The organism is Paraburkholderia aspalathi (assembly GCF_900116445.1).
Lineage (GTDB): Bacteria > Pseudomonadota > Gammaproteobacteria > Burkholderiales > Burkholderiaceae > Paraburkholderia > Paraburkholderia aspalathi.
In genome coordinates, this window is sequence record NZ_FPBH01000005.1 from 383678 (window position 1) to 410340 (window position 26663).

A 26663-nucleotide genomic window follows, 5' to 3' on the forward strand; every position below is an offset into this window, starting at 1 on the left:
TGCGACGGCCCGGCGCCCGCAAATGCAGATTCCATGCCACGCACGCCGCAACGGCCTGTCCGTTGATTTCACAGGCCGAAGTTCGAAACGTGATGCGGCCGATTGTACCCAAACGTCTCCAAATCGGGACGCAGATCAGCTGAATACAGGCCGAACCGAGGTTAAACCCTTATGGAGTAGGCTTGCTGGCGATCTCGCTGATGAGATAAGCTTGTCCACGAAATGAGATATGCATAAATAGAACGATAGCCGGAGACAGCGACACCATGATGAACGACTGGGCGGGCCTTCCTGCTACCTACGGCGACGTACTCCGCCGGGCGATGGACTCGCTCTTCCGCACGTTCGAAAACTTCAGCGAAGGCACCTTCATCGTCGACGCCGAGGCGCGCGTTGTCTGGATCAACAAGCGCTACGCGGCGCGCTTTGGTTTTTCGGACCCGGAGCAGGCGATTGGCCGGGATTGCGAGGAGGTGATTCCCAACAGCCTGATGCGCGAGGTCGTGAAAACCGGCAAGCCGATTCTGCTCGACATCCTCGAAACGGGCCGCGAGCCGCTTGTCGTAACGCGGCTGCCGTTGAAAGACGATGCGGGTGAAACGGTCGGCGCGGTGGGTTTCGCGTTGTTCGACGAACTGAAGGCGCTCACGCCGCTCTTTTCCCACTACTCGCGCGTGCAGGAAGAGTTGATCGCGACGCGCCAGTCGCTCGCGCAGGCAAGACGGGCGAAGTACACGTTCGGCAGTTTCGTCGGTACGAGTGCGGCCAGTCTCGAAGTGAAGCGCCAGGCGCGCCGCGCCGCGCAACTTGAGTCGCCGGTGCTGTTGCTCGGCGAAACCGGCACGGGCAAGGAACTGCTGGCGCATGCCATTCACGGCGGATCGGCGCGGGCGAACTGGCCACTCGTGACCGTCAACGTGGCGGCGATTCCGGACACCTTGCTCGAAGTCGAATTCTTCGGCGCCGCGCCCGGCGCCTATACCGGCGCTGACCGGAAAGGACGGGTCGGCAAATTCGAGCTTGCGAACGGCGGCACGCTGTTTCTCGACGAAATCGGCGACATGCCGCTGCCTTTGCAGGGCAAGCTGTTGCGCGTGCTGCAGGACAAGGAGTTCGAGCCGCTTGGCTCGAACCGGATCGTGCGCGCGGACGTGCGGATCATCGCCGCGACCTCAGCCGATTTGCCAGCGCTGGTCGCGGCCGGGCGTTTCCGCGCGGACCTGTTCTATCGGCTGAACGTATTGACGATCCAGGCGCCGGCGCTGCGCGAGCGTTCGTCCGATATCGAGGCGCTTGCCTACGCCATGCTCGAGGACCTGTCGGCGCAAGCGCCGGGCGCCAGCCACTTCGAATTGCAGGACGATGCCTTGCGGCTGCTGTGTTCGTATGGGTGGCCCGGCAATGTGCGCGAGCTCCGCAACACATTGGAGCGGGCAGTGGTGCTCTCGGACAGCGAGCGCATCGATGCGCGTGCGCTAGCGCCGTTCATCGGTCCAGCACGCAGCGGACATCGTCCGCTTGTTTCCGCGGGCTCTGAAGCGCACGCTTCAGATGCCACCTCGGAGGCGCCTGACGTGACGTCGTCATGGAGCGAAGCCATGGCCGCGTTCGAAAAGCGCTTCCTGGGCGATGCCTTGCGCGCCAACGGCGGTCGCGTGATCGAGACGGCCATGCAGATCGGCATGGGCCGCGCGACGCTCTATAAGAAGATCGCTGCATACGGCATCGAGGTGTGACGAAGTCCCGCTACATCGCGTGGCGAAGTGTAATTGCCGCGTGGCACAATCGCGTGATCGAAAAACAAGACGTGATCGGGGTTTCAAATGAAACGCAGTCTTTCCTCTTTCGCGCGCGGTGCCTGTGCCGCGCTGGCGCTTCCCGCAATCGCCATGCTGAGCAGTTGTAGCAGTAGCGCACCGCTGTTTCTGTCGGACGGCCGACCAACTACGCTGGTCCAGTGTTCGGTCGGATCCGACTCCTGCTCGCAGCAGGCAAACGCAGCGTGCGGCGGCGCCTTCGACGTCGTGCGCCAGTCCAGCGACAACGGCACTCTCAGTCTGATTTACGCCTGCCGGGCGAAATGACGCCACGCCGGCCAATGGCTGGTGTGATGCGTGTGATTGACACTTTCCTTCCTTGATCCCGCCGCTCGGCCATGACGGCGGGCTGTCTCCCTCTCTTCGCAGTTTCCGCTTAACCGGACCAAACCGGCCATATGGCGAGCGGTGTCATGCGGAAAGCATATGACCGTCATAAATATCTGGCTCTAATGTGCGTTCGCCAAAACGGTTACGATGCGCAATGAATATCGATCGAATTGCTTCGAGTTTATTACCTTAATTATTTGCTCTGACAAAAAGCGCTCGGTTTTCGCTGTCAGGCCGAGTCGGTGCGGCATCTAACGGAACGCGAAGTTTCGCCGCAGTATCCTCATCTGGCCGGCTCACAATCAAAAACAATGTGCAGGTTTTGCCGGTTTTTCGGCGGTCCGAATTATCCGCTTCAGAAAAATCTTCCGTTTTAACCGAGCTTCTGGAGTAATCAGGGCACGCTTTATGCTTTTAAACTGGCTCAATGAGTAATTCCGGGGAAAGCAATGAATCACCTCCAACTCGAAAAAGATATCCAACACCTTGAAAATGTAATCACGCATATTTCCGCTGAAGACCGCATCCCGCTGTCGTATTGGCGCAATCGCATTAACTCGGTGTCCGGAGCGGCACTGATGCCGGCACAGGCTAATCGCGTCAAACGGCTCAATGCGGCCCTCGCTGCATTGGAGGACCGGCAGAAAGCGTAACTGTCCATGGTTGGAGGGTGACGTGTACCGTCTGATCGGGTAACGTTTCCGGCAGAAATTAGGGAACGTAACACCTAAGAATTCAGGAGGAGCATGCAACCAGCAGGATTTTCAGCCGCCCGGCTGACGGCGCTGACGAACGCCATGCAAGGCTATGTGGAACGCGGCGAAGTGACGGGGGTCGTTTCGCTGGTCTGGCGGCGCGGTGAAATCGGCTACTTCGGGCCGCTCGGCCTGCGCGACGAAGCGGCCCAATTGCCCATGGAGCGCGACACGCTGTTTCGCATCGCGTCGATGACCAAACCGGTGACGAGCGCGGCGATCCTGATGCTGATCGAGGAGGATCGGTTCGCGCTCGACACGCCAATCTCATTGTGGTTGCCGGAGCTGGCAGCGCCATCCGTGTTGCGCGACCCCACCGGCCCGCTCGACGAAACCGACCCGGTCAGAGCGCCACTTACCGTGCTCGATCTGCTCACGCACCGCGCCGGCTTTGCTTATCACTTCACCGCCACCGGACCGTTGGCCGAAGCTTACGCGGCGGCCTTCAACGGCATTGAAGCGCGTGGGGATGCCAGCGCGTGGCTGGGGCGCATAGCCAGCTTGCCGTTGATGTTTCAGCCCGGCTCGCGCTGGCATTACGGTATCGCGACCGACGTCCTCGGCGTGCTGATCGAGCGCGTGAGCGGCATGCGGCTGGGTGACTTCTTCCGGACGCGGATTTTCGAACCGCTCGGCATGCGCGATACGGCGTTCTGGGTGCCCGACGCGCAACTCACACGTTTGGCGACGGCCTATGGCGTCGAGGCGGGCACGCGGCGGCGCGTGGTCGAAGATCATCCGTCGGCGAGCCGCTGGGCGAATCCCGATCGTTTCCAGAGCGGTGGCGGCGGACTTGTCTCGACAGCGCAGGACTATCTGCAGTTCGCGCAACTGTTGCTCGGGCGTGGACGTGTCGGCTCGATACGTCTGCTGTCGCATCGCTCGGTCGATTTGATGCGCTCGAATTTTCTGACCCGCGACCAGCGGCGTGTGCCGGCGTTCGGTCATGTGCTGTGGGCAGGCCAGGGCTTCGGCCTCGGCTTGTCGGTGGTCGACGATCCGGCGCAGCAGTTGCCGCTTGGCTATCGCTCGGTGGGTTCGTTCGGCTGGCCGGGTGCGTATGGCACGAGCTGGTTCGCCGATCCGGTGGAGGACCTGATCGGATTGATGCTGATTCAGCGGCGTGCTGTCGAACCCTTCCCAATGTCGGTTGATTTCGAGCGCCGCGTGTACGATGCAATTGACGATTGAGTGCGTGGCCTGCAGCAGTTGAGCGGGCGGTCTTGAACGGCGGACGGTTCACGGGCGCACTCTGAGCGGACCGCCCTGCGCGGGCCGCTCTATCCGGCACTTTATTCGTCTGATAGTGTCCGCAAGTGTCCGCACCGCAGTTCGTCAAATCGATCGGAGTACCCGCCATGGCCTCATATAAACAGTTGACTGCTCAGCTCGAGAAGCTCCATAAAGAAGTCGCGGTGGCGCGCGAAAAGGAAATCGCACAGGCGATTGCCGAGATCAAGCAGAAGGTTGCCGAGTACGATCTGACCGCGGAAGAGCTGGGTTTTACGAGCAAGCGTGCCGCGGTACGCAAAGCGCCTTCGGTAGCCAAGTACCGCAACCCGAAAACCGGCGAGACGTGGAGTGGCCGTGGTCGCTCGCCTGGCTGGCTCGCCGGCAAGAATCGGGAGCGCTTTCTGATCGAAGGCTAGAGTACGGTTCGACCGTGGCGCTTGCGCTCGCAACGCGCCGAATTTTTCTGAAGTGAAGTTGCGTCGGGTTTTTCTCGCACCGCTGAGAGGGTCCCGAAAACGCTCACCTTTCGCGTGAGCTTGCAACGCGCGCCGTGGGTTTCGCGAGGTACCTCGCACCAGGCTTCGTTGTTTCGGTGAGCCTGGTTTTGTCGGATGACGCACCTTGCGGTGCGATCACTCCGGCTGTCTCTCGCGGTGTCGCGACCTCCCTCGAAACCCGCGCCAGCCTTTGCTGGCGGGCGTTCCCTGGCTATGCGAAGAATCGCGTAATCCATCGTTCGATTCTCACGCGGTCTTTTCCGCGTGCTTCGCCTCGCTGCTGAACCTCGCGCCGCTGGTGCGTGCGCGGCCTTCTGTGCGCTCACCTTTCGTCTGGATTCGAGGCTCGCCATCGCGAGTCCCGAAAAGTCTCACCTTTGCGCTTGACCGTGCGCGCGACTCAACGCGCACATCCAACGTGCCACCTGATGCGCCCGGGGGCAAACCCGGAGATGAGTTCGCCTCATACCCCGGATCAAAACTCATCGATACATGGTCGCTGAGACCGCGCAGCACAATCGGTCATCCACTCAACCTCGACGGAAAGACCATGAGCGTATCGACGGACAAACAACTCTTTATCGGCGAAGGATTCGAAGGTCCTGGCGTCAATCTCGCGCATATCAACGTGCTGGTCGGCCCACGCAACGGCCCCGCAGGGCAGGCCTTCGCTACGGCATTGGCGACGCCTTCAGCGGGGCATGCACCGTTTGTCGTGATCGCGCGGCCGGGTGTGCCGACCAAGCCGCTGACGCTCTATGTGAACAAGGCGCAGATCGGCAGCGACTTCCACGGCAACGCGACGTGGGGTGCTTCGCAAGCCGGCATCGCGAAAGCGGTGGCCGAATCGCTGGAGAACGGCACGTTGCCGCCCGAAGCGGAGAACGATTGGGTGGTGGTATCCGCGAACTGGGTCAATCCGGCCACCGACGATCTCGACGCCGTCTTCGAGAACAACTACCGCGCGTGCAAGAACGCGATTCTCGCGGCGATGAAGGGCCTGCCGCATCGCGATGAAGTGTTTGCCGCCGCGCGCGACGTATCGAATCCGTTCTACACCCCCAAACAACGTTAATCACACGCAACGTGCTTCGCGCGCCGTGAGGGGCGTGCTGCTGCGTGCGCTACTGAATGTGACCAGGAAGGAGACAAGCACTATGGAATACATTCGCCTCGGCCACTCGGGCCTGAAGGTGTCGCGTTTGTGCCTCGGCACGATGAACATGGGCACGCCGCAATGGAAGCCGTGGATCTTCGACGAAGCGCAGAGCGAGCCGATCGTGCGTCACGCGCTGGAAGCCGGCGTCAATTTCATCGACCTCGCCGATTTCTATTCGACCGGCGTGGGCGAAGAAGTGGTGGGCCGTATTCTGAAGCGCATTGCGCGGCGTGAGGAAGTTGTCGTGACGACCAAGGTCGGCTACGACATGGGCGCGTATCAGAACGCCGGCGGCCATTCGCGCAAGCACATCATGGACGGTATCGACGCGTCGCTCACGCGCCTCGGTATGGATTACGTCGATATTTACATGCTGCATTTCTTCGACGTGAACACGCCGGTCGAGGAAACGCTGGGTGCGTTGAACGATATCGTGTGCGCGGGCAAGGCTCGTTATATCGGCGTATCGACGATGTACACGTGGCAGTTCGCGAAGATCATGCAGGTCTGCGAGCGCAATGGCTGGCACAAACCCATCAACATGCAACTGCAGTTGAACCTTGCGTACCGCGAGGAAGAGCGCGAAATGATTCCGTATTGCCAGGATCAGGGCGTCGGGGTGTCGGTGTTCAGTCCGCTGGCGCGTGGTCTGTTGACCTGCGATCCAAACTCGACGCGTAACCAGACCGATTTCTTCACGGCGCAGATGTACGGCGATACGGTATCTCGTGAGATTGCTGCTTCGGTGACGCGCGTGGCGGCGCGGCGTGGTGTGTCGGCCGCGCAGATCGCGCAGGCGTGGGTGCTGAATCATGGTGGTGTGGCGAGCATGCTGGTCGGGGCGGACACACCTGCGCAATTCGATAGCGCGTTGGCCGCTTTAGGCACGAAGCTCTCCGCCGACGAACTATTCGAACTCGAACGCAATTACACCCCGTGCGATCTGATCAACGACTACACCGCGGGCAAACGCATCGCTCGTGAAGCGCGGCTTGCGCAAGGCACGTTCGTCGAGAACCTGGAGAAGGCAGCATGAACGAGTTTCTCCGAACCGGACATTACATTGGCGGTGAGTGGTACGAAAGCGCAAGCACGTATCCCGTTCTGAATCCCGCGACGGGCGAGGTGATCGCTCAAGTCGCCAGGGGCGGCGCGGCGGAAACGACGCAGGCCGTTGCCGAGGCTGAACGCGCTTTTCCGGTGTGGCGCGCGTTGACCGCAAAAGAACGTGGCGCGCGTGTCAGACGCTGGGGCGAGTTGATGCTCGAGAACCGCGACGCGCTCGCTGAACTGTTGACGCGTGAGCAAGGCAAGCCGCTTGCCGAAGCACGCGGCGAAGTCGGCTACGCCGCGAGCTTCTTCGAATGGTTCGCTGAGGAAGCCAAGCGCAGTTATGGCGACGTGATCCCGAGCCCGAATCCGAACGCGAAGATCATCGTGACGCGCGAACCGGTCGGCGTAGTCGCGGCCATCACGCCGTGGAATTTCCCGCTCGCGATGATTACGCGCAAGGCCGGGCCGGCGCTCGCAGCGGGCTGCACGATGGTGCTGAAGCCTTCCGAAGAAACGCCGTTGTCCGCTTTGGCTCTGGCCGTACTGGCGGAGAAGGCCGGCATTCCACCAGGCGTATTCAACATCGTCTCCGGCGACGCAGTCGCGATCGGCGGCGTGCTGACTGAATCCGAGGTGGTGCGCAAGCTGTCGTTCACCGGCTCGACGCGCGTCGGCAAACTGCTCGCGAAGCAGTCGGCGGATACGCTGAAGAAGCTGTCTTTGGAGCTTGGCGGCAACGCGCCGTTCATCGTATTCGACGATGCGGATATCGACGCGGCAGTGCAAGGCGCGATGGCTTCGAAATTCCGCAACACGGGGCAGACCTGTGTGTGCGTGAATCGCTTCTACGTTCAGGACGGCATCTACGATGCGTTCACGCAGGCACTGACGCAAGCCGTGCGGAAGATGCGTGTCGGCAATGCGCTGCAAGGCGAGGTCGAACAAGGTCCGCTGATCAATCAGGCGGCGCTGAAGAAGGTAGAAGCGCATGTCGCCGACGCGTTGAAGAAAGGCGCGAAGGTTTTAACGGGCGGCAAACCGCACGCGCTCCGCGGCACATTCTATGAGCCGACCGTGCTGATCGATGCATCAAAGTCGATGCTGATCGCGGCGGAAGAAACCTTCGGTCCGGTGGCCGCGTGCTTTCGCTTCAAGACGGAAGACGAAGCCATCGCGGCGGCCAACGATACCCCCTTCGGTCTCTCTGCCTATTTCTATACGCGTGACCTGGCGCGTGCATGGCGCGTCGCGGACGCACTGGAGAGCGGCATGGTCGGCATCAACGAAGGGATTCTTTCGACTGAAGTCGCGCCATTCGGCGGCGTCAAGCAATCGGGCCTCGGCCGCGAAGGCTCGAAGTACGGGCTCGATGAATACACGGAACTGAAGTACATGATGATGGGCGGGCTCGGCCGCTGATCTGCGTCTCACACGTTCGCCTGGCGCATCGCATGTCAAAGCATGCGGCGAGTAACGAGGCGAACGACGAGATGAACAGCGAAGCGAATCACGAGCCCAACTGCGCGGCTTGACGCGGCACCGGCATCACGCCGGCGCCGCGCCGGCCGCGCACGTACAAACAAGGAGACAGCGTGAGCACTCAGGATAGCCAGGCGGCCACTCTCGGCCTCGCCCCCACTTTGCCGTCCGCCGCAGCGGCGGCCGTGCGCGGCCCCGTTCCTCTGGATGACGTTCCGTTGAACGCGTTCCACGTCAAGATCGCCGGGTTGACGTTCGGCGCTCACTTTACTGAAGGGTTTGCACTCGGCACGATCGGCTATGCGCTGGCGTCGCTGAATCGCCAGATGCCGCTCGACGCGTTCTGGATGGGCATGATAGGCAGTTCCGCGCTGATGGGCATCTTTGTCGGCAGCCTCGTGTTTGGCTGGCTGTCGGATCGTCTGGGACGGCAGAAGATCTTTTTGCTGAGTTTTCTGATCATCACAGCAGCAGCGTTCGCGCAGTTTTACGTGAGTTCGCCGTTCGAGTTGTGTCTACTGCGGGTGTTGATCGGCTTCGGCATGGGCGGCGATTTTGCGGTCGGGCACGCGATTCTCGCCGAGTTCTCGCCACGCAAGCATCGCGGTACCTTGCTCGGCTCGTTCAGCGTGGTGTGGACGATCGGCTATGTGGTCGCCAACGTGCTCGGCATGCAGTACGCCGACGCGTCGCCGGATGCGTGGCGCTGGCTGCTTGCGTCCGCTGGCATTCCCGCGCTGATCGTGCTGATTTTGCGTATGGGCACGCCGGAATCGCCGCGTTGGTTGCACGGCAAGGGACGTGTTGCTGAAGCCAAGGCAATCGTGCTCAAGCACTTCGGCCCTAACGTAACGCTTGACGGCGGCGACGACGAACACGCGCAAGCTCGCGGCGGCTTCATGCGCCTGTTCAAGAAGGACCTGATCCGCAGAACGATCTTCAACTGTGCGTTCTTTGTGTGCCTCGTGATTCCGTACTTCGCGATCTACACGTTTCTGCCCACCATTCTTAAAGCGATCCATTTGAACGACGGATCGGGTGCGGATTTTCTGTTGAACGGCTTCCTCGTGCTTGGTGCGCTGATTGGTATCTGGCTCACCATTAAGTTATCGCGCCGTGCGTTTCTGATCGGCTCGTTCGCGGTGACGTGCATGTCGCTGATTGCGTTGAGCCTGCTGCCGGAGTCCGCAACGCTTGCGATGATCGTCGCGTTCGCGATCTTCACGCTGACGATGTCGGCGTTCTCGAACCTAGTCGGTGTGTTTCCGCCGGAGTGCTTTCCGACCGAGGTGCGTGCGTGTGGTGTCGGGCTGGCGATTGCGTGTAGCCGTCTCGGTTCGGCCGTCGGCACGTTTCTGTTGCCGCTCGGCATCCTCCACCTGGGTTTTCACGCGACGATGATGGTGCTTGCTGTTGTCCTGCTGATCGGTATGGTGGTGTCGATTGCATGGGCGCCTGAAACGAAGCACCTGACCTTGAACGAAGCTAGCGGCGCTTAGTCTGCGGTTAGCGCTGTTCAGAAACTCCCGCCGCATCGGCAACAATGCGGTGGGAGTTTTTCAATTACGTGGCCGCGAGCCGGCCGGAGACGCTCCAGGCATTTGTCGAACAGGTCCTAATCGCCGATCGCGCATCCGTCCCCCAAACCCCATTTCCATACGTCAGCCCCCATGACGTGTATCATTCGTTCCCTGCGCTGTTCTGTGCCGGCAATTCCCGTATTTCCAAACGCTCGTTCGTAACCTGGTTGGTTGTGACGCGGCGGAGTTGCCATCGTGACGCGGGTCTCAGATCCAACTCCCGCAGCTCGACGCCGCCGCGCCAGACGTGGCAGACCCGAGGCCACAAGCTTCGGGACACCGCCCGAACCTCTATCCGTGACCGCCAGACCCGATGTCAGTCTCCGAACTCAGACGCCGCCGCACGTTCGCGGTTATTTCCCACCCGGACGCGGGCAAAACCACGCTCACTGAAAAGCTGCTGCTGTTCTCGGGCGCGATTCAGATCGCCGGTACCGTGAAGGGCCGCAAGAGCAATCGCTACGCGACCTCGGACTGGATGGAGATCGAAAAGCAGCGCGGCATTTCCGTCGCCAGTTCGGTCATGCAGTTCGAGTACGGTGACGCCGTCATCAATCTGCTCGATACCCCGGGCCACGAGGACTTCTCGGAAGATACCTACCGCGTGCTGACGGCGGTCGACGCCGCCGTGATGGTGATCGACGGCGCCAACGGTGTGGAAGCGCAAACGCTGAAGCTGCTCGAAGTCTGCCGCAGCCGCAAGACGCCGATCGTCACCTTCATCAACAAGCTCGACCGCGAAGTGCGCGAGCCGCTCGAACTGCTCGATGAAATCGAGCAGCATTTGGGCGTCGCCGCCGTGCCGTTCACATGGCCGATCGGTATGGGCAAGGACTTCCAGGGCGTCTACGACATTCAGCATGACCAGGTGCGCCTGTTCCGGGCCGGGCAGGATAAGGCGGGCGGGGCGGTCGAAACGTTGCAAGCGCTCAGCGACGAAGAAGGCGAACGCCGCTTCGGCCATAGCTGGGTCAAGGCGAAAGAAGAGATTGATCTGATCACCGGCGCGTCGCCTGATTTCGATCGCGAGCAGTTCCTCGCAGGTCAGCAATCCCCGGTGCTGTTCGGGTCGGCGATTAATAACTTCGGCGTGAAGGAAATTCTCGATGCGCTGGTCGATCTGGCGCCGCCGCCGTCGATGCGCATGACCGTGCAACGTCCGGTGATGCCGGACGAGCCGAAGTTCACCGGCGTCGTCTTCAAGGTGCAGGCGAACATGGATCTCGCGCACCGTGACCGCGTGGCGTTCATTCGCGTGTGTTCGGGGCACTTCGAGCGCGGCATGGCGGTTAAGGTGACGCGCACGAACAAGACCTTCCGCGCGAATAACGTGGTGACGTTCCTGTCGCAGCGTCGTGAGACGGTGAGCGAGGCGTACCCGGGCGACATCATCGGTATCCCGAATCACGGCACGTTGAGCCTCGGCGATACGCTGACCGAAGGCGAGCTTCTGCAGTTCGTCGGCTTGCCGTTCTTCGCGCCGGAAATTTTCCAGACGGTGGAAGTGGTCGATCCGATGCGCGCCAAGCAACTCGGCGAAGCGCTGAAGCAACTCGGCGAGGAAGGCGCGATTCAGGTGTTCCGTCCGGAAGTCGGCGGTCTGATGATTCTCGGCGCGGTCGGTCAACTGCAGTTCGAAGTGGTGTCGCACCGCTTGTCGACGGAATACAAGGTCGATGTGCGGATGGCGCCGGCGCGCTATCGCATGTCGCGTTGGGTGACGTGTGACGATGCAGCCGAATTGCGCCGTTTTACGGATTCGTACGCGGCGCGGATCGCGCTCGATGCATCGGATGCGCCGACATACCTGGCCTCGCACGTGTCGGAGATTGAAGTCGCGCAGAAGGCGTGGCCGAAGATCGTGTTCAACGAATTGCGCGAGCATTCAGGCGCGCCGTTCAAGAAGGCGATGTAACGTCGTCCGGCCGCGAGCGCTCAGTGCTTGCGTCGTTAGACGAATAAAAAGCCGCGTCGAAAAAACGCGGCTTTTTTTCGCTCCTACTTTGCCGTTCGCAATGCAGAGCAGCCGCAGCGCCTCACTCCATCTTCAAAACCTCTTCCCTCATCCAACCGGCAAACGCTTGCACATGTTCAAGCGACGCATGGTGTTGCGCCACGTCGAGCCAGTAGCCGTACGGCCCGGCTACTTCAACATCGGAAAACCGCGCGAGACTCCCGTCCGCCAGTTCCTCGACGATCATGTTCCGATCGACCACCGCCAGCCCCGCGCCTTTGCGCGCGGCGCGGATCGCCTGCTCCAGCGTAGAAAACTCGATGCCGTTTTCCGCGTAGCGTGCGGGCAGGCCCGCTTTCGCCAGCCAGTTCGGCCATAGGTCCAGGCGGGCGTCGTTATGCAGGACGTGCAGCGCGGGCAAATGCTCGAGCAGCATGTCGAGTGATTCGCTGAGCAGACCCGGTGCGCCGACCAGTACGTGACGCTCGGTCATCAGCAATTCGGAATGTGCACCCGCCAGTGCGTTTCGGCCGAAGCGGATGACGCAGTGACAGTCTTCCGTGGGCGACGTGCGAACGGACAGTTCGACATCGGGCAATTCGTCTCCCAGCGAACCGAGCCGCGGCGAGAACCATTGGGTCGCAAAGGTGGGCGGCACGGCGACGACGAGACGCCGCCGCCCTTTGGCCGCAGTGATCTGACGAAAGCCGCGCTCGATGGTGTCGAAGGCCTCGGAGAGGCAAGGCAGGAACTGCAGCCCGGCCGGCGTCAGCCGGATACCCTTGTGATCGCGCTCAAACAGCTTCGCGCCGAGCGATTCCTCGAGCAGTTTGATCTGCCGGCTCACCGCGCCTTGGGTGACGCATAGCGCAGTGGCCGCGCGGTTAAAGCTCATGTGCCGGGCTGTTTCTTCAAAGAAGCGCAACGCGATCAGTGATGGCAAGCGCCGCATAAATCACCTTCTGTCTCTTTGTTCGTCCGGAGCGGGCGTGACGGTTGTCGCGTGCCTGCTCGCGGAATCCATGTTCGTGCCGCGCGTTGTCTCCGACGCGCCATGCCGCCATCAATCAGCCCGCACGTTTCAAAGGCAAACGGGCTGGTCGGGCATCCCTAGGATTGTCGCATTCAGGCTTGATATTTTGCCTGATCGCGCTAAAAAAATTCTGGCGTGCGTTGGTGCGGATCAAGTGGATTTCGTCCACGTCACGCCGTGTTTTCAGAACCGCCGCCGCGCAAGCTCTGGACTTCGCCTATCCTGACGAAGACGCGCGCCACCTGGCCGCCGTGCCTACTTCACACTCCGCTGGAGCGCCCGTGACCGTTCGCAACCTAGACGCCCTGTTCCGCCCTAAATCCGTCGCCGTGATCGGCGCTTCCGAGCGGCCGGGCAGCACCGGCGCAATGGTGTGGGCGCGTGTGCTGGAAGGCGGCTTCGAGGGCCCTGTCTGGCCGGTCAATCCGAAATACGAGACGCTCGGCGGACGTAAGGTGATTGGCGATGTCGGCGATTTGCCGCAAGCGCCTACCGTCGCGCTGATCTGCACGCCGCCCGATACGTGGCCCGGCATCATCCACAAGCTCGGCGGATTGGGCACGCGCGCGGCGATCATCGTCGGCGAGGTGCGGAGCGATGAGGACCGCATGCATCTCCGACATGCGCTCTCGGCGGCGCGGCCGCATTTGCTGCGCATCGTCGGGCCGGGCAGTCTCGGGGTGGTGTCGCCGGCGTTCCACGCGCATTTCGGTGCGCCGTCGTGCACGGTGAAGGCGGGTGGCGTGGCATGGGTGTCGCAATCGAATGCACTGACGAATGCCGTGCTCGGTTGGGCGCATGCGCGCGGCCTTGGCTTTTCGCACGCCGTGGCGCTGGGTGGCGAAGCCGACGTGGACGCCGGCGACGTGCTCGACTATCTGGCGAGCGATCCCGGCACGCGCGCGATCCTCCTGGAGTTGGATACGGTGCGCGCCGCGCGTAAATTCATGTCGGCGGCTCGCGCCGCGGCGCGCAACAAACCGGTACTGGCACTACGCTCAGGCCGCGCCGATCCGGCCGACGCGCTGTACACCGCTGCATTCCGCCGCGCGGGCATGGTGCGTGTCGACTCGCTCGACGATCTGCTCGATGAAATCGAAACGCTCGGCGTGGGCCGGGTGGCGGCAGGCGCGACCGCGACGCTGATCACCAGCGACAGCGGTCTCGCCACGCTCGCCTGCGACGCCTTTGCCGCCGCCGGGGACACGCTCGCGCCGTGGCCCGCCGAAGCGGACGCGGCGCTAAGCGAAGCGCTGCCGCACGCGGTGGCGGGCAATCCGCTACGACTCGGCGACGATGCGCGCCCCGAGCATTTCGGCACCGCGCTCAAACTGCTCGCCGAGCATCGCAGCACGGGCACGGCCTTCGTGGTCCACGCGTCGACGCATGGCGCGCCGGTCGGTGAGGTCGCGCAGGCATTGATCGCGAATCAGCGCTTCGCCTATCGTGGGCTGCTCGCATGCTTTTTCGGCGGCGTGGATGCGGCCACGCGCGATGCGCTGCATGCGCAAGGCATTCCGGTTCATACGACGCCGCAGCGATTGGCGCGCGCCTTTGCGCGTCTGGTCGACTACCGGATGGGCCGCGAGTTGCTGATGCAGACGCCGGAAGGTTTGCCGGCGCAGATACCCGAAGCAATCGACGCCGCTCGGGCGCAAGCCCGCGCCGCGCTTGCAGCAGGTGAGCACCAACTAACCGGGGCGGCAGCGGCACAGTTTCTTGAGCGTTTTGGGCTGAGCGTTGAAACGCAAGGGGGCGACCCGACGACGAAAGAAGCATTAGCGCAAGGCGCTACGCAAGGATCGACGCAAGTGCTATCCCAACAAGCCGCGCAGCAATCCGCCGCAGCGCCGGCACAAGCAGATTGCGAGGAACTGGTCGCCGCGCAGTCGCGCAAGCCGGTTGTCGCCCTCGCCGTCGAACTTCACGACGACGACAACTTCGGCCCCGTTTTCCGCTTCACCGCGCCGTCGACGGATGGCGTGTCCGAGCCGTTGCGCGTCTACGGCTTGCCGCCACTCAATCCGATGCTCGCACGCGACATGGTCACGCACTCGCGCTACGCGCGCCTGATCGATCCCGAGCCGGCATTAACCGCATTGACGGCGCTTTCGCAGGCGGTCTGCGACGTCAAGGAGATCGTCGGCCTCTCGCTGACGCTGCGAGTGTTTAAGGACCACGTGGTGGTAGTCGAGCCGACCCTCAGCCTGGCGGCGAAGCGCAGCCGGCTTGCGATCGTGCCCTATCCGCGCCGCTTCGAAGAGACGCTCGATTGGCAGGGTCTGCGTGTGACGATCCGGCCGATCCGTCCGGAAGACGAAGCCGCGCATCACGATTTCGTCGAAGCGATGACGCCGGAAGATTTACGTTTGCGTTTCTTCGGCGCAGTGGGCAGCTTTGATCATTCACAGCTCGCGCGCATGACGCAGATCGACTACGACCGCGAAATGGCGCTGATCGCGACGGTCACCAGCGAAGACGGTTTCACGCGCACGCTCGGCGTCGTGCGCGCCGTTGCTGATCCCGACAACGAGACAGCCGAGTTCGCCGTGGCAGTGCGCTCCGACCAGAAAGGCCGGCGCCTTGGACAATTGCTGATGGATCGGATCATCAAGTACGCGCGGGCGCGCGGCATCCACTGGCTGGTAGGCGAGGCGTTGCGGGAGAATGCGCCAATGATCGCGCTAGCCAGGTCCTGCGGCTTCACCATCACGCCGACGGAAGATCCTGGCGTGGTCGGCTTCAGGATGGCGCTGGATGAACCGGCGCAAGCTTAAGTTGGCGGGGACGGCGCTTGCCGAAGCTCACAGACACAAGGCCGCCTGCTATGACTGTGACGCCAGGCCGCGGCGATTCGCGACCCAGGCGTTGTGACTTCAGCAGTTAAGCCGGCAACTTCGCCGCTGCTTCGTCGACCTGCGTGCGGGTCACGGACAACTCTTCCAGCAGCGCTTCAGCGTACACAGCGCCGGTTTCGCGTTCCAGGCGCGCGATGGTCGCGGCGCAACGGTTCGCGTCCTTCAGCGTCGCGATGAACGACTTCACCGATTCACCCGCCTTGAAGGCGTCGAACAGCGGCACGCGGATGTCGTCCGGCAGCGGACGCGCCGTCCATTGATACGGCTTGCCGTTGAACGTGAACTGCGGCGGCAATACGCGCTCTTTCTTCGCAGCCGGAATCAGGCCGAAGGTGCGCGCGGCGTCGCCGATCTGCTCGGCCGAAAACAGCTCGTCCGGGCTGATGTCGAATTGCTGAATGAAGGTCTCGATGCTGTGCATCGCTGCAGCGCGGTCGTCACGGCGCTTTTGCGCATGAGCGACGATGTCGCGCAGTTCGTCGGCTTCTTCGGGCGTGATCGTGAAGCTCGACTGCTTCTGCTGAAGTTCGGAAAAACGCTGGAATTCGGAATCGGTCAGAAGTTTCGCCATTGCTTGATCGTTGAGCGCGCATGAGGAGACCCCTGCGGCGTGATTTTTGAAAGGGTCGCCATTCTAAACCATGTGCATTAAACAGCCTCTTCCCGAAACATCGAGAGCGCCTGCACCGTCTCACGCAGCAGCGCCGTTGCCGCCTCCAGCGTCGGCGCGACGTATTCGTCGATGCGCCGCAGGTACGGACACGTGAGCACCGCGATCGCCTGACCGGACGGCCCCTGAATCGGAAACGTGACGTCCGTGACACCGAAGGTCTGCTGACTGTCCTTCTGCGAAAAACCCGCCGCGCGAATCCGCTCGCATGCCTGTTCCAGGGCTTCGCGATCGATCGTGACTTCGCCTTTCACCTTGGTGTGTTCGGCCAGCATCTGGTCGCGTTGCTCGACGCTTTGAAACGCGAGCATCACGCGGCCCGAACCCGTATCGATCAGGCCGACCCGCGAGCCGAGCCGCACCGACATGCCCCACGTGCCCGGTCCGTCCACCTGCGCGATCACCAGCAGATTGCCGCGGTCGTACACCACGAGGTGACACGATTGCTCGGCAGCGTCGGCAAAACGCTGCATGAGCGGCAGCGCTTCGGAGATCAGGCGGTTCATCGGCGGATGACGATGCGCGAGCGCATACAGCTTCAGGCTCAGCGAATAACGGTCGCCCGCCGCCGAGCGCACCACGTACTGCCGTGCGACCAGTCGCTCCAGCATCCGGTACATCTCGCTCGCGTTGCGTCCCAGCCGCTTGGTGATTTCGGCGCGCGTCAGCCCTTCTTTCTGCTCGGCGAGCAGTTCCAGGATGTCGAGGCCCTTGTCCAACGCGGGGGCGCGGTAACGGTCGGCGTCGTCTTTGTCGTCTGCGTCCATGGTGAGCGAGGTTCCGTGTGTTGTTCTCATTATCTGGCGCGTGAGTGTAAGTGCGTGGGGAATCTCGTGCGAGGTGGCACGCGCCAGGGGAAACACCGAGGCATGATGCAGTGCACATCGCTTGACTTCGAAAAGTCCGTATATGAATAATACGTTCATTGGTGAATGAACGCACACCAATACTTCATAAGAAAGCGCAGGACCAAGTGCCCACCACTCGCATGGCGGGTTCACGCAGTTCCCACAACGCATCAGCAGGAGACAACCATGTCGTTCGCGAAAGGGCCGCACCCGGCTCGCCGTTTCTTCCAGAGTTCGTTGTTCGCCGTTGCGGCGGCAGCTTGCGTCGCCAGCCTCGCCGTCAGCGGTGCGGCACACGCCGCTGACGCCGGCAAGGTCGGCCTCGGTCTGCCGCTTCTCACGTCGCCGTTCTGGCAGTCGTACAACAACTATCTGCCCAAGTACGCGAAGGACATGGGCATCGATATCCTCGCGCCGGTCAATTCGAACGGCGATCCGGCCCAGCAGATCACCGACATGAACAACCTGCTGAACCTCGGTGCGAAAGGCATCGTGGTCGGCCCGCTGGATTCGGCGGCGATCAGTCGCGCGCTCGATGCGGCATCGGCGAAGAACGTGCCGGTGGTCGCCGTCGACGTCGCGCCGACGCAAGGCAAGGTGGCGATGGTGGTGCGCGCCGACAACCACGCCTACGGCGAGAAAGCGTGCAAGTACATCGGCGAGCACGTGAAGTCGGGCAAGGTTGTGCAGATCATGGGCGACCTGGCGTCGGTGAACGGACGCGACCGCTCCGAAGCGTTCCGCTCGTGTCTGAAGGGCTTCCCGGGTTTGTCGCTGCTGGAGATTCCGGCAAGTTGGAAGGGTGACGTCGCGGCTACCGCGCTCGACAGTCTGCTCACCGCGAATCCTGATGTGAAGGCAATCTACATGCAGGCCGGCGGCGTCTATCTGTCGCCCACGCTGCAAACGCTGCGCCGCAAGCAGATGCTGTTTCCGGCCGGCGATGCGAAGCACGTCGTGATTGTCAGTAACGACGGCATTCCGCAGGAGTTCGAGGCCATCCGTCGTGGTGATATCGACGCCACCATTTCGCAGCCTGCCGATTCCTACGCGAAATACGGTCTCTTCTACATCAAGGCAGCGTTGGCCGGACAGACCTTCAAGCCGGGCCCGACGGATCACGGCAGCAACATCGTCCAGTTGGCGCCGGGCATTCTCGAAGATCAATTGCCCGCACCGCTCGTCACGAAGGCGAATGTCGACGACAAAGCCTTGTGGGGCAATACCGTTAAATGAACGAGCCGACGCCCTCCGTGCCGGTCGTCGAAGCGTTTGAGGTCACCAAACGCTTCGGCTCCACGGCCGCGCTGAAAGACGTGAGCATCCGGGTGATGCCTGGCGAGTCGCATGCGCTCGTCGGGCGTAACGGTGCGGGCAAATCGACGCTGGTGTCGATCCTCACCGGCCTGCGCAAGCCCGATACCGGCGAGGTGCGTTTTGGCGGCACGGCCGCGCCGTCGATCGCGGACCGTGATGCGTGGCGCGAGCGTGTGGCCTGCGTTTATCAACATTCGACGATCATTCGCGATCTGAGCGTCGCGGAGAATCTGTTCATCAACCGGCAGCCGTCACGCGGGGGCGTGATCGATTGGCGCGCCATGCGCCGCGATGCACGTGAGTTGCTCGATCACTGGAAGATCGACGTACGCGAAGATGCGCGCGCCGGCGATCTGAGCGTGGAAGCACGGCAACTCGTGGAGATTGCGCGGGCGCTGTCGTACGGCGCGCGCTTCATCATTCTCGACGAACCGACCGCGCAACTCGACGGCGACGAAATCAAGCGCCTGTTCCGCCGCATCAGCGAGTTGCAGCGCGAAGGCGTGACGTTCCTCTTTATTTCTCATCATCTGCAAGAGGTCTATGAAATCTGTCAGGCGGTGACGGTGCTGCGCGACGCGCGACATATCGTCAGCGCGCCGGTTTCCGCGTTGCCGCGCGAGCAATTGATCGAAGCGATGACCGGCGAGCGCGGCGGCCTGGCCGTCGCTGACGCGGCGGCGCGCGATGCGTTGCCGGCGGACACCGCCATTGCGCTGGAAGTCAAAGATCTGGTGGGTTCCGATTACGAAGGTGTGTCGTTCACGGTGAAGCGCGGCGAAGTGGTCGGGCTGACCGGCGCAACGAGCAGCGGCCGCACCAGCGTGGCCGAAGCGATTGCCGGTTTGCGTGCGGCCAGGCGCGGCTCGATCAGCGTGGATGGCACGACGCTGCCACCCGGTGATGTACCCGCTGCGCTGGCTCACGGCATCGGCTGCGTGCCGAAGGATCGCCATCACGAAGGCCTGGTGCTGACGCAATCGGTTGCCGAAAACGCCTCGATGACGATCGCGCGCCTGCTCGGCAAATTCGGCATTGCGCCGCCGGCGAAGAAGAACGCCTTCGGTCAGAAGATGATCGACGCGCTCGGCATCGTCGCGCAAGGCCCCGAGCATGTCGTGTCAGGGCTCTCGGGCGGCAATCAGCAGAAGGTCGTCATGGCCCGCGCACTCGCCACCGATCCGAACGTGCTTGTATTGATCGACCCTACGGCAGGCGTCGATGTGAAATCGAAAGAAGCGTTGCTGTCAGTGGTGGATCGCGTGCGAGAGGAGGGCAAGGCCGTGCTGGTCGTGTCCGGCGAACTCGACGATCTGCGTACCTGTGACCGTGTGCTGGTCATGTTCCGTGGCCGTGTCGCGGCCGAATTTCCCGCGGGTTGGCAAGACCACGACCTGATCGCATCCGTTGAAGGAGTGAGTCTCCATGAAGAATAGTGTGCCCAGCCCTGCATTCGGCACCGCGCAAGCTCAAGCGCAACCGCAGCCGATCGCGGCGGCCTCAAGCGGCAAACGTGCCCGCAGCGAACTCGCCCGGCTGCGCGAACTGGCCTTGCTGCCCGCGCTTGCGTTGCTGCTCGTGGTCGGCGCGTTCGTCAGCCCGAGCTTTCTGACGAAGGCAAATCTGATCAGCGTGCTGGGGGCGTCCGCGGCATTGGCATTGGTTGTGCTCGCCGAATCGCTGATCGTGTTGACCGGCAAGTTCGATCTGTCGCTCGAATCGACGGTGGGCATTGCGCCGGCTATCGGCGCGATGCTGGTGATGCCGGCGGCGTCCGCGGGCTTCGGGTTGCAATGGCCGGCGGCGGCGGGTTTGCTGGCTATCCTCGTGGTTGGCGCGGTGATTGGCTTCGTCAACGGTTTCCTGGTGGTGCGTTTGCGATTGAACGCCTTCATCGTTACGCTGGCGATGCTGATCGTGCTGCGCGGCATGCTGGTCGGTGCGACCAAAGGCGGCACGCTGTTCGATATGCCGCCGTCGTTCTTCTCGCTCGCCACCACGATCGTGCTCGGTTTGCCGTTGTCGGTATGGCTTGCGGCGGCAGCGTTTGCCATCGCTGCGTTCGTGCTGCGCTATCACCGCCTGGGTCGCGCGTTGTACGCGATCGGCGGTAATCCGGAAGCGGCGCGCGCAGCTGGGATTCGCGTGGAGCGCATTACGTGGGGCGTATTCGTGCTCGGCAGTATGCTGGCCTCAGTGGGCGGTCTGATCGTGACTGGCTATGTTGGCGCGATCAACGCAAACCAGGGTAACGGCATGATTTTCACGGTGTTCGCGGCGGCGGTGATCGGCGGCATATCACTCGACGGCGGCAAGGGCTCGATGCTCGGTGCGCTCACCGGCGTGTTGCTGCTCGGCGTCGTGCAGAACCTGCTGACGCTGGCCCAGGTGCCGTCGTTCTGGATTCAGGCGATCTACGGCGCGATCATTTTGGGCTCGCTGATGGTGGCGCGGCTCGCCAGCGGCGAAGGCCAGAACTAATGCACACGCATCACGGAGAACGCACTTGACCAGCAGCTCAACGCAAACCGCGCAAACGCCCCAAACGTTGCAAACCGACCCACGCCTGATCCTGCTCAGCCCCGCGGACAACTGCCTGATCGCGGCGGCGCGTCTCGACGCAGGCACGCAAGTCGAGATCGAAGGTGAGCGCGTGACGCTCACCAAAACCATCGACCTCGGCCACAAGGTCGCGCGCCATGAACTCGCGAAAGACGACAAGGTGCTGCGTTACGGCGCAGTGATCGGTCACGTGACCGAGGCGGTGGCGCGCGGTGCGCATTTGCATACGCACAACCTCGAAAGCGATTACCTGCCCACGTATACGCACGACGCGGGCCACGAGTTCGTCCATCACTGAATTGAGCACATTGACGTGGCCTTGCGCCGCGCTGGAATGATCATGACTGACACTTCCGTAGCATCCGCCGCCGCGCAGCATCAGCCCTTGTTGCAGGGCTATCCGCGCAAGGATGGCCGCAAGGGCATCCGCAATGTGGTTGCGGTGGCGTATCTGGTCGAGTGCGCGCATCACGTCGCGCGCGAGATCGTCACGCAGTTCCGCGAACCGCTCGACGCGTTCGACGATCCTTCCGCCGAGCGCGAGCCGCCCGTGCATCTGATCGGCTTTCCCGGTTGCTATCCGAATGGGTACGCCGAAAAGATGCTCGAGCGCCTCACCACGCATCCCAACGTAGGCGCGGTGCTGTTTGTGTCGCTCGGGTGCGAGAGCATGAACAAGCATTACCTTGTGGACGTGGTGCGAGCGAGCGGTCGTCCTGTCGAAGTCCTGACGATCCAGGAAAAAGGCGGCACACGCAGCACGATTCAATACGGCGTCGACTGGATTCGCGACGCCCGCAAGCAACTTGCTGCGCAGCAGAAAGTGCCGATGGCGCTGAGCGAACTGGTGATCGGCACGATCTGCGGCGGCTCGGACGGAACCAGCGGCATCACCGCAAACCCGGCCGTGGGCCGTGCGTTCGATCATCTGATCGACGCCGGCGCGACCTGCATCTTCGAAGAAACCGGCGAACTGGTGGGCTGCGAGTTTCATATGAAAACGCGTGCCGCAAGGCCGGAACTCGGGGATGAAATTGTCGCGTGTGTTGCGAAGGCGGCGCGCTACTACTCGATCCTTGGGCATGGCAGTTTTGCGGTCGGCAATGCGGACGGTGGGCTCACCACGCAGGAAGAGAAATCGTTGGGCGCGTATGCGAAAAGCGGCGCGTCGCCGATTGTCGGCATTATCAAACCCGGCGACGTTCCGCCGACCGGTGGCCTCTATCTTCTCGACGTCGTCCCTGACGGCGAACCGCGCTTTGGCTTTCCGAACATCAGCGACAACGCGGAAATCGGCGAGCTGATCGCATGCGGCGCGCATGTGATTCTGTTCACGACCGGACGCGGATCGGTTGTCGGCTCGGCGATTTCGCCGGTCATCAAGGTGTGCGCGAATCCCGCGACCTACCGCAATCTCGTCGGCGATATGGACGTCGATGCAGGGCGCATTCTCGAAGGCCGCGGCACGCTCGACGAAGTCGGCCGCGAGGTGTTCGAGCAAACGGTGGCGGTGTCGCTCGGGGCGGCGTCGAAATCGGAAATGCTCGGTCATCAGGAATTCATCCTGACGTACAAGACTTTCGAACCGGTGGGCCCGGCTTGTTTGCCGTCGAGCGCTGCACCGCCGCATCGGGTTGTTGCGATCGAGCCGCACTGAGCGGGCTTAGCGTCCTCAGCGATCAGTACGACCGCAAGCCCGAGCCGTAATCGATTTAGCAACTTTCGGTGCAGCCATTAGCGTGCCAAGGCCGTCGCTAGTAGCGCGGCAGCGGGCAAACATCGCCGGCACGTGCTAAAACATTAACAAATGGGAGACGTGGTCCATGACGGCAAAGATCGGTTCGAAGATCGAACAGCGGCGCAATATCGGCCGTCGTGCATTGCAGGTATCCGGATTGGGGCTCGGTACGGCGCCGTTGGGTGGTCTGTACCGCGATCTGTCCGAAGAAGAAGCGCATGCGACTATCGCCGCCGCATGGGACGTCGGCGTGCGCTTTTTCGATACCGCGCCGCACTACGGTCACACGAAAGCCGAGCACCGTCTAGGCGACGCGTTGCGCGGCTACCCGCGTAGTGAATACGTGCTGTCCACCAAAGTCGGGCGCCGCTTCGTACCGCGCACCACGCCCTACGACGGCAGCGAAGGCTGGCAAGACCCGCTGCCGTTCCAGGCGATCTTCGACTACACGCACGACGGCATTCTGCGTTCGTTCGAAGACAGCCAGCAGCGCCTCGGCATGGTCGATATCGACATTCTGCTGGTGCACGATATCGGCGTTGTCACGCATGGCGACAAAAACCCCCATTACTGGCGGCAACTCACTGAAGGCGGCGGCTTTCGTGCGCTCGATGATCTGCGCTCCTCAGGCGCGGTCAAGGCTGTCGGGCTCGGTGTCAACGAAGGCGCGGCAATACTCGACGTGATGGCCGAATTCGATATCGATTGCGCGTTGCTCGCGGGCCGTTATACGCTCCTCGAACAGACCACGCTCAACGATCTGCTCCCAGCATGTGAACAACGCGGCGTCAGCATTCTGTTAGGCGGCGCGTTCAACTCAGGCATTCTGGCGCGCGGCGTCGCGGGCGATCTGAAATTTAATTACGGCGACGCGCCGAGCGAAATCATCGAACGCGTCGCGCGGCTGGAAGCGGTGTGCCGGGTGCATGGCGTGCCGCTTGCCGCCGCAGCTTTGCAGTTTCCGTATGCGCATCCGGCGGTCGCAACCGTGTTGACCGGCGCGCGCAGTGCCAATGAATTGCGCGAGAACGCCGCGTCGTTCGAGCAGCCGATCCCGGCGGATCTGTGGTCCGCGTTGCGTGACAAGGGCTTGCTCGACAGCCGCGCGCCCGCGCCGGAGGATTGATTTGACGATACGTATCGACGCCCACCAGCACTACTGGGACCCCGCTCGTGGCGACTACGAGTGGCTCACGCCGGAACTGAAAATCCTGTACCGGCTGTTCGGTCCCGACGATCTCAAACCACTGCGAGAAGCAGCGGGCGTCGAACGGACGGTGGTGGTCCAGGCAGCGCCGACCATCGATGAAACGCGCTACTTGCTGGACATCGCGCGGCATGAGCCATCGATTGCCGGTGTGGTCGGCTGGGTGCCGTTGCTGTTACCCACGGCGCCGGCCGTGATTGGAGCGCTGGCGCATGAGCCGAAGTTCAAAGGCGTGCGGCCGATGCTGCAGGATCTGCCCGACGATACGTGGATTGCGAATCCCGATCTCGCGCCCGCAATCGAAGCGCTGATCGAGCACGACCTCGCGTTCGACGCGTTGATTTACGCGCGGCACGTCGAGCCTTTCGAAACGTTCGCGGAGCGGTTCCCTACGCTGCGCATCGTTGTCGATCACGGTGCGAAGCCGCCAATCCGTTACGGTCGCGCGGGTTGGCAATCATGGGCCGACGCAATCACGCGGCTCGCAAAGTTGCCGCAAGTGCATTGCAAGCTGTCGGGACTCGTCACAGAAGCGTCGCCTGGCTGGAGCGAAGAAACGCTTCATCCGTATGTCGAGCATCTGCTGAAGTCATTCGGCCCCTCGCGTTTGATGTGGGGCAGCGACTGGCCCGTGCTCGATCTGAACGGCGACTATCAGGTCTGGCACTCGGTGGCGAACACCTTGCTCGCGTCCTTGAGCGACGCCGAGCGTGACGCGGTTTTCGGCGGCAACGCCGCTGCGTTTTATCGACTTTGATGTGACGAAGACGAGTTACGAAGACAAGAGAAAGCCCATTCAACTGGAGTCGTAGATGACACAAAGACTGGCCGGCAAGACGGCCCTGATCACCGCTGCAGGACAAGGTATCGGTCTCGCCACCGCGGAAATGTTCGCGCGCGAAGGCGCGCGCGTGATCGCCACCGATATCCGCATCGACGGACTCGCCGGCAAGCCGGTCGAAGCGCGCAAGCTCGACGTGCGCGACAACGCGGCGATCAAGGCGCTGGCCGCCGAGCTCGGCGCGATCGACGTGCTGTTCAACTGCGCGGGCTTCGTGCACGCAGGCTCGATTCTCGAATGCAGCGAAGAAGATTGGGACTTCGCCTTCGACCTGAACGCGAAGGCGATGTACCGCATGATCCGCGCGTTTTTGCCGGCCATGCTGGAGAAGGGCGGCGGTTCTATCATCAATATGTCGTCAGCGGCCTCTAGCGTGAAGGGCGTGCCGAACCGCTTTGCCTACAGCGCGTCGAAAGCCGCGGTGATCGGGCTGACCAAGTCCGTCGCTGCAGACTTCATCACACGTGGTGTACGCTGTAACGCGATCTGCCCGGGCACGGTGCATTCGCCGTCGCTCGAACAGCGGATCGTTGAGCAGGCCAAGGCGCAGGGCGCGACGCTCGACGTCGTGCAGGCGGCTTTTGTGGCGCGTCAGCCGATGGGCCGCATCGGCAAGCCGGAAGAGATCGCCGCATTGGCGCTGTATCTCGCGTCCGACGAATCGTCGTTCACCACCGGCCACGCGCATGTGATCGACGGCGGCTGGTCGAACTGACGCACACTGATCGACGCTGACACACGAACCGAATACCACTGAACGGAAAGGGAAGTGCAACGATGAAACTGCTTCGTTATGGGCCGAAAGGCCAGGAAAAGCCGGGCCTGCTCGACGCGCAAGGCAAGATTCGCGATCTGTCGAAGGTGGTTGGCGATATCGACGGCGCCGCGCTGACTGACGAAGGCCTCGCCAAGCTGCGCTCGCTCGATCCGGCTTCGCTGCCGTTGGTCGAAGGCAATCCGCGCATGGGACCGTGCGTCGGCAAGATCGGCAAGTTCATCTGCATCGGGTTGAACTACGCGGACCACGCCGCCGAATCGAATCTACCGGTGCCGGCGGAACCGGTGATTTTCAACAAGTGGACGAGCGCGATCAGCGGCCCGAACGACGACGTCGAAATTCCGCGTGGCTCGAAGAAGACCGACTGGGAAGTCGAACTGGGCGTGGTGATCGGCAAGCCCGCGAAATATATCGACGAAGCCAACGCGCTCGATTACGTTGCCGGCTACTGCGTGATCAACGACGTGTCGGAACGCGAGTGGCAGATCGAGAAGGGCGGCACGTGGGATAAGGGCAAGGGCTTCGATACCTTCGGCCCGATCGGCCCGTGGGTCGTGACGCGCGACGAAGTTGCCGATCCGCAGAACCTGAGCCTGTGGCTCGAAGTGGATGGCCATCGCTATCAGAACGGCAGCACGAAGACGATGGTGTTCGGCGTCGCGAAGCTGGTGTCGTATGTGTCGCAGTGCATGAGCCTGCAACCGGGCGATGTGATTTCGACCGGCACGCCGCCGGGCGTCGGCATGGGCGTGAAGCCGAATCCGGTGTATCTGAAGCCGGGCCAGACGATCCGCCTCGGTATTGAAGGTCTTGGCGAACAGACGCAGAAGACTTACGCGGCGGAATAAGCGATGCAGTAAGCCGCGCAATCAGCGCTGTTCAGAATGAAAAACCGCGCCTGCTTCCCAGCAGGCGCGGTTTTTTTATGTACCCTGGTGCGAGCCGCATGACTCG

At 62.4% G+C, this 26663-nt stretch carries 23 protein-coding genes; 20 read left to right on the forward strand and 3 right to left on the reverse strand.

The annotated features are described in order from the left end of the window. Positions 1-266 precede the first annotated feature (266 nt). The 10 genes from BM438_RS11495 (at position 267) to BM438_RS11540 (ending at position 11818) form a co-directional block, all read left to right on the forward strand. Complete coding sequence (locus BM438_RS11495; RefSeq protein WP_093634386.1) at positions 267-1736, forward strand: sigma-54 interaction domain-containing protein; 1470 nt, start codon at positions 267-269, stop codon at positions 1734-1736. Between the two features lie 87 nt (positions 1737-1823). Beyond that, a complete protein-coding gene (locus BM438_RS11500) occupies positions 1824-2084 on the forward strand; it encodes a hypothetical protein (protein WP_093634387.1) in 261 nt (86 codons plus the stop codon). Positions 2085-2596: 512 nt separating this feature from the next. After that, on the forward strand, positions 2597-2800 hold the full coding sequence (locus BM438_RS11505; RefSeq protein ID WP_093634388.1) for a hypothetical protein: 204 nt from the start codon (positions 2597-2599) through the stop codon (positions 2798-2800). A 93-nt stretch (positions 2801-2893) separates the two neighbouring features. After that, the gene (locus tag BM438_RS11510) at positions 2894-4093 is read left to right on the forward strand and encodes a serine hydrolase domain-containing protein (protein ID WP_093634389.1); all 1200 of its coding nucleotides are present in this window, start codon (positions 2894-2896) and stop codon (positions 4091-4093) included. A 167-nt stretch (positions 4094-4260) separates the two neighbouring features. Then, positions 4261-4551: an H-NS histone family protein gene (locus BM438_RS11515; protein WP_054034751.1), complete on the forward strand. Its 291-nt coding sequence runs from the start codon at positions 4261-4263 to the stop codon at positions 4549-4551. Between the two features lie 631 nt (positions 4552-5182). After that, positions 5183-5707: a formaldehyde-activating enzyme gene (gene fae, locus BM438_RS11520; RefSeq protein WP_093634452.1), complete on the forward strand. Its 525-nt coding sequence runs from the start codon at positions 5183-5185 to the stop codon at positions 5705-5707. Between the two features lie 82 nt (positions 5708-5789). Further along, a complete protein-coding gene (locus BM438_RS11525) occupies positions 5790-6827 on the forward strand; it encodes an aldo/keto reductase (protein WP_093634390.1) in 1038 nt (345 codons plus the stop codon). Further along, on the forward strand, positions 6824-8263 hold the full coding sequence (locus BM438_RS11530) for an NAD-dependent succinate-semialdehyde dehydrogenase (protein WP_093634391.1): 1440 nt from the start codon (positions 6824-6826) through the stop codon (positions 8261-8263). The genes BM438_RS11525 and BM438_RS11530 overlap by 4 nt, the downstream gene beginning before the upstream one ends. A gap of 173 nt (positions 8264-8436) precedes the next feature. Further along, positions 8437-9822, forward strand: coding sequence for an MFS transporter (locus tag BM438_RS11535; RefSeq protein ID WP_093634392.1), 1386 nt, complete (start codon positions 8437-8439; stop codon positions 9820-9822). Between the two features lie 394 nt (positions 9823-10216). Next, positions 10217-11818 carry a peptide chain release factor 3 gene (locus tag BM438_RS11540; protein ID WP_093634393.1) on the forward strand — a complete coding sequence of 534 codons (1602 nt, stop codon included), beginning with the start codon at positions 10217-10219 and terminating at the stop codon, positions 11816-11818. Between the two features lie 121 nt (positions 11819-11939). On the opposite strand, the gene BM438_RS11545 is transcribed toward BM438_RS11540, so the two are convergent. Further along, positions 11940-12809 carry a LysR substrate-binding domain-containing protein gene (locus tag BM438_RS11545; protein WP_054034757.1) on the reverse strand — a complete coding sequence of 290 codons (870 nt, stop codon included), beginning with the start codon at positions 12807-12809 and terminating at the stop codon, positions 11940-11942. Between the two features lie 362 nt (positions 12810-13171). Here BM438_RS11545 and BM438_RS11550 point away from each other — a divergent pair, with 362 nt between their 5' ends. Continuing rightward, positions 13172-15667, forward strand: coding sequence for a bifunctional acetate--CoA ligase family protein/GNAT family N-acetyltransferase (locus BM438_RS11550; RefSeq protein ID WP_093634453.1), 2496 nt, complete (start codon positions 13172-13174; stop codon positions 15665-15667). 106 nt (positions 15668-15773) lie between these two features. On the opposite strand, the gene BM438_RS11555 is transcribed toward BM438_RS11550, so the two are convergent. Next, a complete protein-coding gene (locus BM438_RS11555; protein ID WP_054034758.1) occupies positions 15774-16319 on the reverse strand; it encodes a hypothetical protein in 546 nt (181 codons plus the stop codon). Between the two features lie 77 nt (positions 16320-16396). After that, entirely contained in the window at positions 16397-17185 is a 789-nt protein-coding gene (locus BM438_RS11560; RefSeq protein ID WP_093634394.1) for an IclR family transcriptional regulator, read from the reverse strand. Positions 17186-17452: 267 nt separating this feature from the next. On the opposite strand from BM438_RS11560, the gene BM438_RS11565 reads away from it, so the two are divergent. From BM438_RS11565 to BM438_RS11605, 9 genes are all read left to right on the forward strand, one after another. Beyond that, a complete protein-coding gene (locus BM438_RS11565; RefSeq protein ID WP_093634395.1) occupies positions 17453-18502 on the forward strand; it encodes a sugar ABC transporter substrate-binding protein in 1050 nt (349 codons plus the stop codon). Then, positions 18499-20019 carry a sugar ABC transporter ATP-binding protein gene (locus tag BM438_RS11570; protein ID WP_093634396.1) on the forward strand — a complete coding sequence of 507 codons (1521 nt, stop codon included), beginning with the start codon at positions 18499-18501 and terminating at the stop codon, positions 20017-20019. The genes BM438_RS11565 and BM438_RS11570 overlap by 4 nt, the downstream gene beginning before the upstream one ends. Beyond that, positions 20009-21064, forward strand: coding sequence for an ABC transporter permease (locus BM438_RS11575; protein ID WP_093634397.1), 1056 nt, complete (start codon positions 20009-20011; stop codon positions 21062-21064). Before BM438_RS11570 ends, BM438_RS11575 begins: the two co-directional genes overlap by 11 nt. 25 nt (positions 21065-21089) lie before the next feature. Beyond that, entirely contained in the window at positions 21090-21443 is a 354-nt protein-coding gene (locus BM438_RS11580) for a UxaA family hydrolase (RefSeq protein ID WP_234487781.1), read from the forward strand. 42 nt (positions 21444-21485) lie between these two features. Next, positions 21486-22802 (forward strand): UxaA family hydrolase, encoded by a 1317-nt coding sequence (locus tag BM438_RS11585; RefSeq protein WP_093634454.1) that lies wholly within the window; start codon positions 21486-21488, stop codon positions 22800-22802. Positions 22803-22968: 166 nt separating this feature from the next. Beyond that, positions 22969-24009: an aldo/keto reductase gene (locus BM438_RS11590; RefSeq protein WP_093634398.1), complete on the forward strand. Its 1041-nt coding sequence runs from the start codon at positions 22969-22971 to the stop codon at positions 24007-24009. Positions 24010-24016: 7 nt separating this feature from the next. Continuing rightward, entirely contained in the window at positions 24017-24847 is an 831-nt protein-coding gene (locus BM438_RS11595) for an amidohydrolase family protein (RefSeq protein WP_093634455.1), read from the forward strand. 55 nt (positions 24848-24902) lie between these two features. After that, positions 24903-25646 (forward strand): SDR family oxidoreductase, encoded by a 744-nt coding sequence (locus BM438_RS11600; protein WP_093634399.1) that lies wholly within the window; start codon positions 24903-24905, stop codon positions 25644-25646. A 62-nt stretch (positions 25647-25708) separates the two neighbouring features. Beyond that, positions 25709-26557, forward strand: a complete 849-nt coding sequence (locus BM438_RS11605) for an ureidoglycolate lyase (RefSeq protein ID WP_093634400.1) — start codon at positions 25709-25711, stop codon at positions 26555-26557. The last annotated feature ends 106 nt before the right edge of the window (positions 26558-26663 follow it).